Source organism: Clostridium zhoujianii (genome assembly GCF_051590805.1).
Lineage (GTDB): Bacteria > Bacillota > Clostridia > Clostridiales > Clostridiaceae > Clostridium.
Genome location: NZ_JBPUTF010000003.1, coordinates 13,807 through 29,638, shown reverse-complemented (window position 1 = coordinate 29,638; position 15,832 = coordinate 13,807). Strand labels below are relative to the sequence as shown.

Genomic DNA, 15,832 nt, shown 5'->3' with positions numbered 1-15,832 from the left:
GCTAATGTATAATTCAAATTATACCCTACCGAATTCTCGCAAGTCAAATCATTTCAACGACTTCTACGAATTTCCTCTAGCTTTTTTAAAACATCAAAATCTATATTGTCCTGTAAGTGATTTTTATAGGGAACTTTATTTTTTTCAGTCTTTTTACGAATTATATCTTCCGTCTCCATTACTTCGTTATAAAATTCTAATGAAGATACTCTAACTGCCCCTCTTTGAAATATAGTCTGCTGTTCCAACCAATCAGATGTAACAACATAAACCTCATATCTTCTACCTAAATTATGTACTTCTCTTTCAATATAACTATCTGCTGTTTCTCCATCCTTAGTAAAAACTATAGATAAATTCTTATTGATTTCTTCTTTATTCTCTAAATTTCCTGCTACTTTATGGCCATCAAATACTAAAATAACCCTACAATCGCTAAATGATCCATAATTATGTAATATATCAATTAAACTTTGTCTAGCCCCATCAAAATTGTTATTTTTATTATCTTTTAGGTTTGGCCAGCTATTTAAAACATTATAACCATCTACAAATACTATCTTCACATAGATTCCCTCATTTATTCTTTTAATCTGCCCTTTAATACTTCATACATCATTATACCACCTGCAACAGAGGCATTTAAAGAGTTAATCTTCCCTATCATTGGGATTCTAACAAGCTTATCACATTTTTTTAATGTTAATTTTGATATTCCTCTTCCTTCGCTTCCTATTATCAAAGCACAGGCTCCAGAGAAATCAACTTCATAGCTATATTCTCTTCCTTCTATATCCGCACCATATACCCATAACCCAGCGTTCTTTAACTCATCAATAGCAGTATTAATATTTGTAACCTTCGCTACTTTAACGTGTTCTATAGCTCCAACAGATGATTTGTATACAGTTGATGTTATTCCTACATTTCTTCTCTTTGGAATAATAATACCGTGTACTCCACAAAGTTCTGCTGTTCTTATTATTGATCCAAGATTATGAGGATCCTCTAATTCATCTAATACTATTACAAATGGATCTTCATTTTTTTCCTTAGCTGCATTTAATATATCAGCTACTTCAAAATATTTATAAGGTGTAACCATTGCTATAACACCTTGATGTACAGCCCCATTGCACATTACATCTAGCTTTTTTCTATCAACCTCTTTTATTACAAGTTTTCTTTCCTTAGCTAACCCAATAATTGCATTTATAGATCCTTCCATCTGACCTTTTGCTATATATAATGCTTCTATTGTTCTGTCACCCTTTAGAACTTCACTTACTGCATTTCTACCGATAATTAGATCTTCTCTTTCCTCACTAACTTTAACATCTTTAATATCTATTTGTTTATTTCTATTATTCTTAGCTTTTACTTCTCTATTATTTTTTTCTTCCTTATTACCTTTAACTACTCTATCTTTATTTTTTGTATTTCTATTAAATTCTTTTTTCATTTACTTCACTCCTTATAAACTTAACTGTTTACAATCTCAATACTTTTATTTAGCACATATTTTAACCGTTCTTTCTCACCGACTAAATATAGATATCCAACTAAGGATTCAAAACCTGTTGCCATCCTATAATCTCTTACATCTGCATTTTTAGGTACTGTTGCTGATTTGGTATTTCTTCCTCTTTTGAAAATATAAGCTTCTTCCTCTGTTAATTCATCTTCTATCACATGCATTATCATTGATTGAGCTTTAGCTTTAACAAAACTGATTGCTGCCTTATGCATTTTATGAGCTGATAATTCAGTGTTTGATGATAATACATAACTTCTTATGAAAAGTTCATAAACTCCATCTCCAACTAAAGCAAGTTGTAATGGGTTTAACATTCTAGCTTCATTCTTACTGAATTCTCTTTCTCTTAAATCCTCTAACATATGTATTCTCCTTTAAATAAGGGCTGCAAAACTGCAGCCCCTTCTTTTTAATTAACCTTTTTCCACCTTACCCCTTGTGGTGTATCTTCAAGGATTATTCCCCTAGCTTTTAAATCATCTCTTATCTTATCCGCTAAAGCAAAATCCCTGTTTTTTCTGGCATTTTGTCTATCTTCTATTAATGCTTCTATTTCATCTTCAAGGCTTCCCTTTGTTGACTTTTGAAGTATTCCTAGTGTACCACCAAGTTCTCTTATTAATTCTAATGCTTTTGTAGCAAGTTCTCTTGAGGATTCAATTGTTACATTAGTATTTGTGTCCTTAGATAATTCAAAGAGCACAGAAATCGCATCAGCTGTGTTAAAGTCATCATCCATTTTCTCAATAAACTTTTCTCTATATTTATTTAGTGAATCTAGATACATCTTTTCCTGATCATTCATTTCATCTCTAGATACTTCATCAATTAAATTTTCTAAATTCCCTATAGCATTATATAATCTTTCAACAGATGCTTTAGCTGACTCTAATAAATCCTCACTAAAGTTTAATTGTATTCTATAGTGACCTGATAATAATAAGAACCTTACAACATCAGCATCATATTCTTTTAATATATCTCTTGCAGTTAAAAAGTTATTTAATGATTTAGACATTTTTTGATTATTAACATTTAAAAATGCTGAATGTAACCAATAATTTGCAAATGGCTTTCCTGTTAACGCCTCACTTTGTGCTACTTCATTTTCATGATGTGGGAAGGATAAATCCATTCCACCTGCATGAATATCGATTGTATCACCTAATAACTTCTTTGCCATACATGAACATTCTATATGCCATCCTGGTCTTCCCATTCCCCAAGGACATTCCCAAGCTGGTTCTCCTGGTTTTTGAGACTTCCATATTGCAAAATCCATAGGATCTTTCTTTCTTTCATCTACATTTATTCTCGCACCTGCCTGCAAATCATCCAAGTTCTGCCCTGATAGCTTACCATACTCCTCAAACTTTTTCGTACTAAAGTAAACATCTCCATCAACTTCGTATGCATACCCCTTTTCGATTAGTCCCTCAACAAACTCAATTATATCTTGGATGTATTCGGTAGCCCTAGGATTTACAGTTGCTCTTTCTATATTTAACGCATCTGCATCTTTGTAATACTCACTAATATACTTATCTCCTACTTCTTTTACTGTAGTATCTTCAGCATTAGCCTTATTAATCATTTTATCATCTATATCAGTAAAGTTTTGTATAAATTTAACCTTATACCCTCTATATTCAAAGTATCTTCTGATAGTATCAAATATAATAAAAGTTCTACCATTACCTATGTGGAAAAAGTTATAAACAGTAGGTCCACAAACATACATTTTAACCTCTCCAGGTGTAATAGGAATAAATTCTTCTTTTTTTCTAGTCAGAGTATTATATAGCTTCATTCTTCTCCTCCTAAATTACTTTATTGTTAGATTATTTTTCATAAACTCTGCTTTTACTCTATCGCAGACTTCTTCAATCTTAACTAATTCGTTATCTCCGCCTGTTCTTAGTTTAAACTCCACAGCACCTTCAGATATCTTTTTACCAACTGTAACTCTCATTGGTATACCTATGATTTCTGCATCTTTAAACTTAACCCCTGCTCTTTCATTTCTATCATCCATTACTACATCAACACCTAATGCTTTTAGTGAATTATATAACTCATTTGCAACCTTCATTTGTTCTTCATCTTTTATGTTCACTGGAATCACTGATACATGATATGGTGCCACTGCCAAAGGCCATACAATTCCATTTTCATCATTGTGTTGCTCAATTATTGATGCCATTGTTCTTGTTACACCTATCCCATAACACCCCATTAAGAATGGTTTTTGCTTTCCATTTTCATCAATAAAGTTGGCGTTCATAGCTTCTGAGTACTTAGTTCCAAGCTTGAATATATGACCTACTTCTGTTCCCCTTGAAATAGTAACCTTGTCGCCACATACTGGACACTCTTCACCAGCTGTTATATTTCTATAATCCCCAACTTTCCCTTCAAAATCTCTACCATAATTAACATTTTCAAAATGATATCCTGTTTCATTAGCACCAACTATAAAGTTATACATGTTGGCTACTTCTTCATCTACTAGTAATTCATCTACCTTTATTCCAATTGGCCCTGCAAACCCTACTGCAGCTGATGTAGCCCCATAAACTTCTTCAGAAGTTGCCATATCTAAATTAATTACTTCACCTAATGCATTAGTGACTTTAACTTCATTAACCTCTCTGTCTCCTCTAACCATTACTGCAACAATCTTACCATCAGCATTAAATATTAGAGTTTTAGCAAAGCTTTTTTCATTAGTATTAAAGAATTTAACTAAATCTTCAATAGTCTTAGCATTTGGAGTCTCAACCTTATTAACTTCTTTTAACTCTTCTTTCTCAGCTTTTTCTGGAGTTGAAGGAGCCTTTTCAATGTTAGCAGCATAATCACAATGATTACAGAACACTACATCATCTTCACCAACTTCTGATTTAACCATAAATTCTGCTGAATTTGATCCACCAATTGCACCTGAATCTGCTTCTACACACTTTGCATCAAGGCCGCATCTATTAAATATCTTTACGTATGCATCATGCATCTTGTTATATGAAATATCTAATCCATCTTGATCCTTATCAAAGCTATACGCATCCTTCATAACAAACTCTCTACTTCTCATAACCCCAAACCTTGGTCTTCTTTCATCCCTATACTTTGTTTGAATCTGATAAAGATTAACTGGTAATTGCTTATATGACTTAATCTCATTTCTAGCTATATCAGTAAATACTTCCTCATGTGTTGGTCCTAAGCAGAAATCTCTATTATTTCTATCTTTAAGTCTGAACATTTCTGCCCCATAAACATCCCATCTACCTGATTCTTGCCATAATTCTGCTGGTAGCATTGCTGATGCAAGAAACTCTTGTGCTCCAGCTTCATTCATTTCTTCTCTTACTATACTCTCTATGTTTTTTAAAACCTTTAACCCTAAAGGCATGTAATTGTATACTCCTGAAGCCATTTTTCTCATCATACCTGATCTTAGCATAAGTTTATGACTTGCTATTTCAGCTTCAGCTGGAACTTCTCTTAATGTTAAGACTAACATATTTGACATTTTCATTTTAAAAATTCCTCCCTTATAAATCCCATATTTTATTCGTATTTAAGTTTCTTATTTTAAAATAAAAAAAATCCACCCTATATTCTAGGGCGAATTTTGCTCGCGGTACCACCTAAATTTGTTCTCTAATAATGATAACGGTGTTAAACCGATAGTTTTTACCTATTGCTCAGAAGCTGGTTCAAAATCTTTTGAAAATCTCACAGCCAAAGGACTTTCTCTCTGATAGGACGATTCTTACTATTCTTCTTCATTGCTTTAAACATGATAATTATATAAATTTTGTAATATTAATTATATCGTCTCGGTAAAATCATGTCAACATATCAATAAATCTCTTTTATTTAGATAAGTATTCTGCAATTAACAGATCTTCTGGAGTCGTTACTTTTATATTAGTGTACTCACCTTCATATAGGAATACCCTGTTCCCATATCTCTCAACTACCATTGTATCATCAGTTACTGCTACATCTTCTTCTCTAATCTTTTCATGACAATCCTTTATTACTTTCCATTTAAAAACTTGTGGAGTTTGGACCGCTACCAAGGAATTTCTGTTTGGTGTTTCCTTAGAGAACCCATCTTCATCTTTAATCTTTATGGTATCCTTTGGTACTACTCCTGGAGCTGCTGCTCCGTATCTCATTGCATAATTTATTCCATTCTCTATTATTTCATTTGATACAAAAGGTCTAGCCCCATCATGAATTAACACTATATCACAGCCTTCTGCTGCCATTAGTCCATTATATACAGAGTCTTGTCGTTCCGTTCCACCTTCAACTATACATTGGACCTTTAGTGAATACCTATCTAATACTTCTTTTTTACAATACTCTATTTCATCTTTTGGTAGTACTAACACTATTTTATCTATAATACTACACTCTATAAATCTTTTGATTGTATAGTATAAAATGGGTTTTTTATTAACAAGTATAAACTGCTTGCTCAAATCACTTCCCATTCTTTTCCCTTTACCACCAGCTAAAATTATCGCAGAAATCATCAAATACTATTCTCCCTTAACCTTCCTTATGTTTAGCAAAAATCATTCTACCTGCTGCTGTTTGTAGAACTGAAGTAACAAGAACATCTATTGTTTGATTCATATACTTTCTTCCACCCTCTACTACAATCATAGTTCCATCATCCAAGTAAGCAACTCCCTGACTTGATTCTTTCCCATCTTTTACAACATCAACGGTCATTTCTTCTCCTGGAATTACAACTGGCTTAATTGCATTAGATAGTTCATTAATATTTAATACAGGCACTCCTTGAACTTCAGCTACTTTATTTAAGTTATAATCATTAGTCACAACTTTACCATTCAAGTTCTGCGCTAACTTTAGTAGCTTACTATCTACTTCTGCAATCTTTGGAAAATCTCCTTCCCAAATTTGGGTCTCAATAGTTAGTTCCTTTTGAATCTTATTTAGAATATCTAAACCTCTTCTACCTCTATTTCTTTTTAAGGCATCAGATGAATCTGAAATATGTCTTAATTCATCTAAAACAAAATTAGGTATTACTAACGGTCCTTCAACAAATCCAGTTTCACATATATCAAAAATTCTACCATCAATTATTACTGATGTATCTAAAACCTTCGGTATAGATTTTGATGCATTCTTAGTCTTCTTCTCTTTAACTGTTGAACTCTTTTTTAAACTTAACAGGATATTAGTTATATCCTCCTTCTTCTTAATCATAATATCCATCCCAATAATAGCTGCTACTATATTTATTAGTATTACTAGCATTGGTCCAAATATTTTATGAAGATTTAATAATGGACTAGTTAATAAACTAGTTATTATTAATGTTATTAGAGCCCCTACCGCACCATAAACTATTTCACTAACAGTTAATTTTTGCATATTCTTTTCTACATATTCAATTAGGCTTCCTATAGCAGTGTATATCGCTGGAGATACTAAATATAATATAATACCAAACACCAAACAAATAAAAATAACAAATAATACCGCACCAAAAGTATCAGATAGATATTTTAACTCCTGAACTTGTGGAATTTTTAATATAGCCTCTCCAACTACATATCCTATAGTAGCCCCACCAAGTGTAAATACACCTCTTATTAATTTCTTTAACATATCTTCACCTCCTTATATGATTATTGACACAATTCTCATAATACATTCCATTAATCCTTTTAAATAAGCCTTATAAGGATTTATTTAATTATACCATATTAAAACTACCCCTAGCATAAATAAATAATAAATTCAGATTTTTTTAATTTTTTACCCCCTATGAATTTATTTTAAGATTGTTTATTATGAGTATGTAAACAGCAGTAGCTACCAACTGTTTACTATATAAATTGGAAATTCTTATAATTATTTTTAATTTAATGTCCACCTTTAAAATGAAAAGGAGTTGAGATCCTTGAAGGATATAATTTTTGATGAGTTTCAAAACTCTGTGAACGAATCACTATTACGACATAAAAGTATTCTTGATATTATAACTAAATATTCAGAATCAAGTGCTAGAGTCAACAGAGCTATTGTAAAAGCTGTTACGAATTGTGGATGTATTCAAATCAATGCAAAGAAGCAAGATCTACTAGGTAACGATTCAATAGATGGTCTTTCTGATTGTTTAGCTACTCATATAGAAGGTGAAGTATGTAATTCTTGTCGTGAAATAATCGAAAGGGAAATGGGTAATAATCTTTTTTATCTTACCTCTCTCTGCAATGATTTAGATATAAATCTATATGATATCCTTATTAAAGAAAATGATAAGATTAACACTCTTGGTAAATTCACTTTCAGATAATCAAATTTCTTAGGACTCTTTTAATAAGCGAGATATTTCATTATTGAATTATCTCGTTTATTTTTAATTTTCTTAATCCAATAGATTATATTACCTTCTTTATTGTTATCTTTTTTATATTTTAATATTCCTACATAGCTTAATCTGTATAGTATATTGAAAATAAAAAAGGACAATGAATACTCATCATCCTATAATTCTTTCTTTAAGGAAACTTGTTCATTTATCCTCTTTAACCCATTTCTAATTGCAGTCGCTCTGGCTTCCCCTATACCTTCTACCTTATCTAATTCATCTATATCAGCTTCAATGATACTCTTGAAATTTTTAAAATGCTTTATCAAATTTTCAATTACAGTTGATGGTATTCTTGGAACCTTACTTAGAATTCTATACCCTTGTGGTGAAATTAATGTATCTACTAATGATTCTCCACCATACCCGATTTGTTTTGCTATAACTTCTAAATCTAAAAGCTCTGACTGTGATAATCGTTGTATATCTTTATAAACCTCATTGAAATTCAATTCATCACTTATATAATCTCTTATCAATAATATTCCATCTCTCTCTATATGCCTTACCAATTCCTCTAATTGCATTGAAATAAGCCTACCCTCATTCCCCAATTCTAATATGTACATATTAATTTCTTCAACAATTCTCATTACCATTTCAGTTCTTTGTATCGCGGTAACTACATCAAATAATGTTGTTAGATCCTGGAACTCTAATAAATTTAGATTGTTAATTACCCTCTCTAATACAGCAACATACTTTTCAAGGGTTTGCACTGCTTGGTTGGCCCTCCCTAGAATTATGCTACTATCTCTCAACACATATTTAATATCACCTTTATAAACTGTAATCATATTTCTTCTTTGAGATATAGCTACAACTGTAGTCCCTGTTTGCTTAGCCACCCTATGAGCTGTTCTATGTCTTGTTCCAGTCTCATAAGTATGAATTGTTGATTCAGGTAATAGTTGGGTATTTGCAGAAACAATACGCTTTATATCTGTACTTAGAACTATTGCCCCATCCATTTTGGCAAGTTCATAAACATATGCTGGATTGTACTCTGAGTTAATAGAAAATCCTCCATCTACTATCCTCATTACTTCTTCGTTATCCCCTAACACAACTAATCCACCAGTCTTAGCTCTTAAAATATTTTCCAGCCCTTCTCTTAATGCTGTTCCAGGGCACATTATTTTCAATATATTTTTTATTGCTACATCCTTTTCTAACCTCATACACTCACCCACTCTTCTAGAATATCTTACCTATTGCTTCTCTTAGGTTACTTACTCCTATAATTTTAATACTTGTATTATTTAATTTATCTTTATTTCTAAATGGTACAATAGCATATTCAAATCCCATCTTTTCAGCTTCGTTTACTAATCTATCTGCTGAATTAATTGGTCTAATTTCTCCAGTAAGCCCTACTTCCCCTATTACAACTACCTTTGGAAGTACTATCCCCTTATTCTTTACACTTGATAATAATGCTAATGCTAATCCTAAGTCAGCAGTTGTTCCCTCAATATTTAAACCACCAACCACATTAACATATACATCATGATTATAAAATGGTACTCGTAACTTCTTTTCTAAGACTGCTAAAATTAAGCTTAATCTTTGATTATCAATTCCAACTCCTGTTCTTCTAGGCATAGGTGCATTAGTTTGAGTTACCAGTCCTTGTATCTCTACTAGTATAGGTCTAGTCCCCTCCATGATTCCTATAACAACAGAACCTTCTTGATTAAAATTAGTGTCTTCTAAAAACATCCTTGATGGATCATATATCTCTATAAGGCCTTCTTCCCTCATTTCGAATACACCAATTTCACTAGTTGTTCCAAAACGATTTTTCATAGTCCTAAGTATTCTAAACTCTTCTGTTCTTTCCCCTTCAAAATATAGAACAGTATCTACCATGTGCTCTAACACCCTTGGCCCTGCAAGAGCTCCTTGCTTAGTTACATGTGCTACTATAAATAGAGGTATATTCTTTCCTTTTCCAATCCTCATTAGCTGATTTGAACATTCTTTTACCTGTGATACGCTTCCTGGAGCTGATGTCACCCCTTCTTTATATATAGTTTGAATAGAATCAATTATTACAAAAACAGGCTTAATTTCCTCTATGTATACCTCTATTGTATCTAAGTTTGTTTCTGATACTATATATAAATCCTTTGCATTAGCACCTAATCTATCTCCTCTAATCTTAATTTGCTCTTCTGATTCTTCTCCAGAAACATATAGTACTTTACCATATTTAGAGGCTATATTATTAGCAGTTTGAAGTAATAAGGTTGATTTACCTATCCCAGGATCTCCTGAAATTAATGTTAATGAACCTTTTACTAATCCCCCACCTAAAACTCTATCTAATTCTTTTAATTCAGTCTTAAATCTTTCCTTCTCACCAGATTTAATATCACCAATACTCTTAGGCATATTCTCTGGTAGAATTGTTTTACTTATCTTATCCTTAACTATTGTTGCATTATCCTTTATCTCTTCAACAAAAGAATTCCATTGATTACAAGAAGGACACTTCCCAAGCCATCTTGGAGATTCATATCCACATTCTTGGCAAGTAAATATTGTTTTAACTTTAGCCATAAATACCCCTCTTCTTTGAAGATATACTCTTTATCCCAAGTATATACATATATTTAACTATATAATAATATCATAAATTTTCAATTTTATAATAGTTATCACAAAAATTTTTACACTAAAACAAATTTATGTCTTAAAATAATATAATTTCTATAAAGTGGTTGTGCTTAAATCATTTTATAGCAATGGTAAATTAAAAATTTATTTGCAATATTTCTTCAGATCTTCCTAGCACAAATAAGATCTATTCTTTTCATACTTTCACATATAAAAAAAGATGGGATAATCTAAGTCATCCCACCGTTGTTAGCTTTAATCTAATAAATTACTTTACAAGCTTAGCTGCTGCTTCATCTATTATTAATACAACATCTCTATGCATTTGTAACATTGTAGCAGGATTTGAAGTAGTAATCTTACCACTTAATACGCCTTTGATAGCTTCAGCCTTACCTTCTCCGCTAGCAACTAATAATATCTTCTTAGCTTTCATTATTTGTCCAAGCCCCATTGTTATAGCAGTCTTTGGAACATCATCTATTGAATCAAAGAATCTAGCATTTGCTTCAATAGTACTTTGAGTTAATCCAGTTAAATGAGTTCCTGCTACTAAATCTTGATCTGGTTCATTAAATGCAACATGACCATTATTACCAATTCCTAATAATTGAATATCTGTTCCACCTAATTCATCAATCTTTTTATCGTAGTTTCTTCCTTCTTCAGCTATATCCGCTGCTAAACCGTTAGGTACAAAAGTGTTATTCTTGTCTATGTTTATATGATTGAATAAATTTTCATTCATAAAGAATCTATAGCTTTGTGGATGATCCCCAGCTAATCCTACATATTCATCAAGATTAACAGTTGTAGTCTTTGAAAAATCAATCTTACCCTCTTTATTCATCTTAATTAACTCTTTGTACATTCCTACTGGAGTACCACCAGTAGCTAATCCTAAAATAGCATTTGGCTTAGCTTCTACAACCTTTGCCATTTCCTCTGCTGCTAATTTACTCATTTCTTCATAATCTTTTGCTATAATTACTTTCACTTTAATTTCCCCTCTCGTCTAGAAATATTCACTTCTAGTATATATTTATCAGATCTATAGGTTGATTCCTCTATAAAGAGAACCTTGCCATCACTATTAATTGTTTTACTTAAAGTTTGTAGTAGCGGTAATTCTTCATCAGTACTAAAAATTTCTTTGTAGTAAGAATCCATTACTACTGCCCTTATAGAAGATTCAGAGTGATCTACCGAATATCCGAATTCCTCCAACACCTCATATAATGATCCTTTAAGCTTTTCTTCATCTACAAAGCCACAGTAATCTACTGGAATAAATACAATCTCATTTGCTATACACTCACCATCCACAATTCTGTTTCGATTTATTTTGTAAACTTCATCAAAAGAAAATGTATCATTTAGCTCTTCTGGTGTATTTATTTTTTCAAACTCTATAACCTTTGTTTCTAAAGTTCTACCTGTTCTTTTTATTATTTCAGAGAAGCTCATCATATCTTTTTGCTTCACTTTCGGCTCACAAACAAAGGTTCCTTTCCCTTTCTCTCTTACAAGTATTCCTTCCTGTACGAGTTCACCTAGTGCTTGACGTATCGTCATTCTACTAACTCCATAAGTTTCCGAAAGTTCTCTTTCGCTATCAATACATTGACCAACTTTCCAAACTCCTGCATTTATCTTTTTTTGAATAGCTTCCTTCAATTGATAATATACCGGAATTGGACTGCTCTTATCTATCATGGTAACTCCTCCTATCAAAATTATATCAAAGCAATTTTAACCTGTCTAGACCACTATATAATTAATTTCTAAGAATAGAAAATATTTTCCTTACAAATACTATTTATGAACAATTTATAAGGAGATGATTCTATGTTAACACAAGATACCTTTAATTCATTAAATATTCAAGGAAAAAATATTTTAAGAGAAACACAACTTAAAAATATAAGTGATAGCTTTGTACCTAATACACAGACAACTGAAGTAGATAATCTAGTATTAAATTCTAATCTCGAAAGTGAAAATATAATAAAATAATGCGCAAATAGAAGCCTTTGTTCATATACTATAATTAAAGATATATATTGAAACTTTCCTAAAAAAGTTGTAATATTAAATCTATACTAAACAATATTTATTATCCAGATAGGAGGTTACAAAATTGGTTAAAGTATATACAACAAACGCGTGCCCATGGTGCGTAAAGGCTAAAAATTATTTAAAATCTCAAAACGTTGCTTTTGAAGAAGTTAATGTTGCTGAGGACATGATGGCTAGGGAAGAAATGCTAAAGAAATCTAAACAAATGGGTGTCCCTGTTTTAGACATAAACGGTACAGTTATTGTAGGTTTTGACAAACCAGCTATAGATACAGCATTAACAAAATAATATAAAAAAAACTAGAGTTTACACTCTAGTTTTTTATTTTTCTAATATTTAGTTAGATTTATAACAACAGCCTTTGGTCTTGACATAGCCTCAATAGAATAACGAATTCCTTGAGTTCCTAATCCTGATGCTTTGACACCTAAGAAAGGAAAATGATCTGGGCCTCTTTCAGTCTTATTGTTTACTTGTACTGTACCAACTTCAAGTCTATCTGAAACATAGAAAGCTTCATTTATATCATTAGTAAATACCGCTGATTGTAAACCATATTCAGAATTATTTGCTATATTTATAGCCTCATCCTTATCCTTTACTCTTATAACTGGAAGTACTGGTCCAAATGGTTCCTCCCAAGCTAATCTCATATCTGTAGTTACATTATCAAATAAAGTAGGATATATTATATTGCCTTCTCTATTACCACCTACTATTAAAGATGCTCCCTTATCCTTAGAATCCTTAATTAATTCTTCTACGAAATCTGCTGCTTTAGCATCTATAAGAGGTACTATATCAACATCTTCTTCTAAAGGATTTCCAACTTTAAGCTTTTCCATCTTAGTCTTAATAATTTCAACTAACTTATCGGCAACCTTATCAACTACTAATATTCTTTTTACTGCTGTACATCTTTGCCCAGAGTATGAGAACGCTCCAGCAACAATATTCTTTGCTGCTAGTTCTAGGTCGGCATCTTCTAATACTATAGCAGCGTCCTTACCACCTAGCTCCATTAATACTGGCACCATTGTAGTTATACTTGAAATTCTCTTACCTACTTCTGTACTACCTGTAAAGTTAACAAAGTCAACTTCTGGATTCGTAACTACGTAGTCTCCTATTTCACTACCTCTACCTGTTATTGTATTTAATACTCCAGCTGGTAAACCTGCTTCTTCAAATACTCTTACTAAGTATAAAGCTGATATACTACCTTGTGTCGCTGGCTTTAGTACTACTGTGTTACCTGCCATTAACGCTGGCGCTATTTTTGATGCCGATAGATTTACCGGATAGTTAAATGGAGATATTGCTAAAACCACTCCTAGTGGTTCTCTAGTTACAACAGATATTTTATCTCTTTTATAACCTGGAAAACTCTCTCCTGGTAAACTTTCTCCTGTAATGTTCTTAGCAGTATCAGCTGTAAATCTTATAAAGTCTGCTGTTCTTACAACTTCTGACTCTGCACTCTTCCTATCCTTAGCTACTTCTTTAACCATTATATCAACAAGATCATCTACTCTTTCCTCTAATAAAGATGCAACCTTATGAAGAATTTCTGCCTTTTTATTGACAGGTATACCCTTCCATTCCTTTTGAGCTTCTCTTGCAACTTTAAGAGTATTGTCAACTTCACTTTTACTCATGGCCCCAATTTTACCTACTAGGCTTCCATCAATAGGCGAATTTATTTCTATTAACTCACTATTTTCTGCAATAACCCACTTTCCACCTATAAGGTTCCTATATACTTTTCCTTCACAACACAAATTACTAAACATAGTAATCCCCCCTTTTTTTATATATCTATCCACTTATTTACCGATAGCTTTATCTATAGCAGACTTATCAAATCCAACTATAATTTCTCCATTTATATCAAGCACAGGTACTGTTCTTTGTCCTGATGCTCTGAATACTTCTTCTCTGTTTTCATGTTCATCTGCAACATTTATTTCATTAAATTCTATGCCCTTTAAATTTAAGTACTTTTTCGCTTTAACACAAGCTGGACACCATGATGTTGAATATATTTTTATCATTATACTTCACTCCTATTTGATACTATAAATTTTTCTGCTTCTAACGCTGCAATTGTTCCATCTGACACCGCTGTAGTAATCTGTCTATATTCTTTCTTTCTAACATCTCCTGCAGCATATACTCCTGCCACTTTTGTTCTCATTAATTCATCAGTTATAATATAACCATTTGATGTTAAATCAATGTATTCTGCAAACTCCGAAGTTTTAGGTTCTGTACCTATATATCCGAATACTGCATCTATATCAATTTCTCTTTCTTCATTTGTAATAGTATTCTTTAATCTCGCTTTTTCTACAAATCTTTCTCCTGTTACATCTACAAGATCTTCATTATATAGAATTTCTATCTTTTCATTGTTAGTAGCACTTTCTATTAAAGCCTTTTCTCCACGGAAATAATCATATCTTCTTATGATATAAACCTTTTTAGCAAATCTGGTTAAAAAGATGGCTTCTTCTAGTGCTGAGTTACCACCACCAACAACTCCTATTATCTTACCTTCATACATTGCACCATCACATACTGCGCAATAATGTATTCCCTTACCAGAAAAGTTACTTTCGCTTGAAATTGGTAGTTTCTTAGGTGTTGCACCTGTAGCAATTATTACAGACTTAGGTTTGTAAATATAGCTTTCAGTTTCTACTATCTTCTCATCGTCTGTTAGGTTAACACTAATTACTGGATCAAATTCATCTATAATAGCGCCTAATTCCTCTGCCTGCTCTTGCATCTTATCAGCTAAATCAGCTCCATCTATACTTTTAAATCCAGGATAATTTTCTATTGTGTAACTATTTCTAACTTGACCACCCATTATGGCATTTTCTAGTAAAATAGTATTTAATTTTGCCCTTGATGCATATATTGATGCGGTTAATCCAGCTGGACCTCCACCTAAAATTACCAAATCTAATTCTTTTATCTCTTTGCTCATAATCTCACTCCTTACCCGGTAGGGGTATAATCATTAACTATATTCTACCACATATAAACTTATTAATCAATAATAATTATTATATAATATCTTGTTAGACAGTAACTATAGTTTCTATTCCCTTTCCTTACTCATCTATTTTAAGCATAATCAAAGGTAAAATACCTA

The 15,832-nt window shown here is 31.9% G+C and carries 17 protein-coding genes and 1 other annotated feature; of the genes, 3 read left to right on the top strand and 14 right to left on the bottom strand.

The window, feature by feature from the left end:
* Positions 1-53: 53 nt before the first annotated feature.
* The 7 genes from ACSYT2_RS14870 to ACSYT2_RS14840 all read right to left on the bottom strand — a co-directional run bounded on the left by ACSYT2_RS14870 (position 54) and on the right by ACSYT2_RS14840 (position 7,201).
* A complete protein-coding gene (locus ACSYT2_RS14870; protein ID WP_430857779.1) occupies positions 54-566 on the bottom strand; it encodes an NYN domain-containing protein in 513 nt (170 codons plus the stop codon).
* Positions 567-580: 14 nt separating this feature from the next.
* The gene (gene rlmB / locus ACSYT2_RS14865) at positions 581-1,462 is read right to left on the bottom strand and encodes a 23S rRNA (guanosine(2251)-2'-O)-methyltransferase RlmB (protein WP_430857780.1); all 882 of its coding nucleotides are present in this window, start codon (positions 1,460-1,462) and stop codon (positions 581-583) included.
* 20 nt (positions 1,463-1,482) lie between these two features.
* Positions 1,483-1,899, bottom strand: a complete 417-nt coding sequence (locus ACSYT2_RS14860) for a Mini-ribonuclease 3 (RefSeq protein WP_430857782.1) — start codon at positions 1,897-1,899, stop codon at positions 1,483-1,485.
* 47 nt (positions 1,900-1,946) lie between these two features.
* The gene (gene cysS, locus ACSYT2_RS14855; RefSeq protein WP_430857783.1) at positions 1,947-3,347 is read right to left on the bottom strand and encodes a cysteine--tRNA ligase; all 1,401 of its coding nucleotides are present in this window, start codon (positions 3,345-3,347) and stop codon (positions 1,947-1,949) included.
* Positions 3,348-3,362: 15 nt separating this feature from the next.
* Positions 3,363-5,078, bottom strand: a complete 1,716-nt coding sequence (locus ACSYT2_RS14850; RefSeq protein ID WP_438385109.1) for a proline--tRNA ligase — start codon at positions 5,076-5,078, stop codon at positions 3,363-3,365.
* Between the two features lie 82 nt (positions 5,079-5,160).
* Positions 5,161-5,341: a binding site (T-box leader), on the bottom strand.
* Between the two features lie 77 nt (positions 5,342-5,418).
* Entirely contained in the window at positions 5,419-6,090 is a 672-nt protein-coding gene (ispD, locus tag ACSYT2_RS14845) for a 2-C-methyl-D-erythritol 4-phosphate cytidylyltransferase (protein WP_430857814.1), read from the bottom strand.
* Positions 6,091-6,106: 16 nt separating this feature from the next.
* The gene (locus ACSYT2_RS14840) at positions 6,107-7,201 is read right to left on the bottom strand and encodes a PIN/TRAM domain-containing protein (RefSeq protein WP_430857785.1); all 1,095 of its coding nucleotides are present in this window, start codon (positions 7,199-7,201) and stop codon (positions 6,107-6,109) included.
* A gap of 295 nt (positions 7,202-7,496) precedes the next feature.
* Here ACSYT2_RS14840 and ACSYT2_RS14835 point away from each other — a divergent pair, with 295 nt between their 5' ends.
* On the top strand, positions 7,497-7,892 hold the full coding sequence (locus ACSYT2_RS14835; protein WP_430857786.1) for a nucleoside triphosphate pyrophosphohydrolase family protein: 396 nt from the start codon (positions 7,497-7,499) through the stop codon (positions 7,890-7,892).
* A 191-nt stretch (positions 7,893-8,083) separates the two neighbouring features.
* Here the strand turns inward: ACSYT2_RS14835 and disA are convergent, their stop codons facing one another.
* The 4 genes from disA to ACSYT2_RS14815 form a co-directional block, all read right to left on the bottom strand.
* Entirely contained in the window at positions 8,084-9,148 is a 1,065-nt protein-coding gene (gene disA / locus ACSYT2_RS14830; protein ID WP_430857787.1) for a DNA integrity scanning diadenylate cyclase DisA, read from the bottom strand.
* Positions 9,149-9,164: 16 nt separating this feature from the next.
* Positions 9,165-10,532, bottom strand: a complete 1,368-nt coding sequence (gene radA, locus ACSYT2_RS14825) for a DNA repair protein RadA (protein WP_430857788.1) — start codon at positions 10,530-10,532, stop codon at positions 9,165-9,167.
* A gap of 325 nt (positions 10,533-10,857) precedes the next feature.
* Complete coding sequence (gene nagB, locus ACSYT2_RS14820; protein ID WP_430857789.1) at positions 10,858-11,586, bottom strand: glucosamine-6-phosphate deaminase; 729 nt, start codon at positions 11,584-11,586, stop codon at positions 10,858-10,860.
* Complete coding sequence (locus tag ACSYT2_RS14815; protein ID WP_430857790.1) at positions 11,583-12,305, bottom strand: GntR family transcriptional regulator; 723 nt, start codon at positions 12,303-12,305, stop codon at positions 11,583-11,585. The genes nagB and ACSYT2_RS14815 overlap by 4 nt, the downstream gene beginning before the upstream one ends.
* Positions 12,306-12,437: 132 nt before the next feature.
* Between ACSYT2_RS14815 and ACSYT2_RS14810 the strand changes: the two genes are divergently transcribed.
* A complete protein-coding gene (locus ACSYT2_RS14810; RefSeq protein WP_430857791.1) occupies positions 12,438-12,605 on the top strand; it encodes a hypothetical protein in 168 nt (55 codons plus the stop codon).
* A gap of 124 nt (positions 12,606-12,729) precedes the next feature.
* Positions 12,730-12,957, top strand: a complete 228-nt coding sequence (locus ACSYT2_RS14805; protein ID WP_430857792.1) for a glutaredoxin family protein — start codon at positions 12,730-12,732, stop codon at positions 12,955-12,957.
* 41 nt (positions 12,958-12,998) lie between these two features.
* Here the strand turns inward: ACSYT2_RS14805 and ACSYT2_RS14800 are convergent, their stop codons facing one another.
* The 3 genes from ACSYT2_RS14800 to trxB are packed head-to-tail and all read right to left on the bottom strand — an operon-like array spanning position 12,999 to position 15,664.
* Positions 12,999-14,462 carry an NADP-dependent glyceraldehyde-3-phosphate dehydrogenase gene (locus ACSYT2_RS14800; RefSeq protein WP_430857793.1) on the bottom strand — a complete coding sequence of 488 codons (1,464 nt, stop codon included), beginning with the start codon at positions 14,460-14,462 and terminating at the stop codon, positions 12,999-13,001.
* 33 nt (positions 14,463-14,495) lie between these two features.
* Positions 14,496-14,723 (bottom strand): glutaredoxin domain-containing protein, encoded by a 228-nt coding sequence (locus tag ACSYT2_RS14795; RefSeq protein WP_430857794.1) that lies wholly within the window; start codon positions 14,721-14,723, stop codon positions 14,496-14,498.
* Entirely contained in the window at positions 14,723-15,664 is a 942-nt protein-coding gene (trxB, locus tag ACSYT2_RS14790; RefSeq protein WP_430857795.1) for a thioredoxin-disulfide reductase, read from the bottom strand. The genes ACSYT2_RS14795 and trxB overlap by 1 nt, the downstream gene beginning before the upstream one ends.
* Positions 15,665-15,832: the final 168 nt, after the last annotated feature.

Bases quoted from the DNA above. Each gene is read 5' to 3' on its own strand.
- rlmB (WP_430857780.1), bottom strand. From the start codon at position 1,462: ATGAAAAAAGAATTTAATAGAAATACAAAAAATAAAGATAGAGTAGTT.
- ACSYT2_RS14860 (WP_430857782.1), bottom strand. From the start codon at position 1,899: ATGTTAGAGGATTTAAGAGAAAGAGAATTCAGTAAGAATGAAGCTAGA.
- cysS (WP_430857783.1), bottom strand. From the start codon at position 3,347: ATGAAGCTATATAATACTCTGACTAGAAAAAAAGAAGAATTTATTCCT.
- ACSYT2_RS14850 (WP_438385109.1), bottom strand. From the start codon at position 5,078: ATGAAAATGTCAAATATGTTAGTCTTAACATTAAGAGAAGTTCCAGCT.
- ispD (WP_430857814.1), bottom strand. From the start codon at position 6,090: ATGATTTCTGCGATAATTTTAGCTGGTGGTAAAGGGAAAAGAATGGGA.
- ACSYT2_RS14840 (WP_430857785.1), bottom strand. From the start codon at position 7,201: ATGTTAAAGAAATTAATAAGAGGTGTATTTACACTTGGTGGGGCTACT.
- disA (WP_430857787.1), bottom strand. From the start codon at position 9,148: ATGAGGTTAGAAAAGGATGTAGCAATAAAAAATATATTGAAAATAATG.
- radA (WP_430857788.1), bottom strand. From the start codon at position 10,532: ATGGCTAAAGTTAAAACAATATTTACTTGCCAAGAATGTGGATATGAA.
- ACSYT2_RS14815 (WP_430857790.1), bottom strand. From the start codon at position 12,305: ATGATAGATAAGAGCAGTCCAATTCCGGTATATTATCAATTGAAGGAA.
- ACSYT2_RS14810 (WP_430857791.1), top strand. From the start codon at position 12,438: ATGTTAACACAAGATACCTTTAATTCATTAAATATTCAAGGAAAAAAT.
- ACSYT2_RS14800 (WP_430857793.1), bottom strand. From the start codon at position 14,462: ATGTTTAGTAATTTGTGTTGTGAAGGAAAAGTATATAGGAACCTTATA.
- ACSYT2_RS14795 (WP_430857794.1), bottom strand. From the start codon at position 14,723: ATGATAAAAATATATTCAACATCATGGTGTCCAGCTTGTGTTAAAGCG.
- trxB (WP_430857795.1), bottom strand. From the start codon at position 15,664: ATGAGCAAAGAGATAAAAGAATTAGATTTGGTAATTTTAGGTGGAGGT.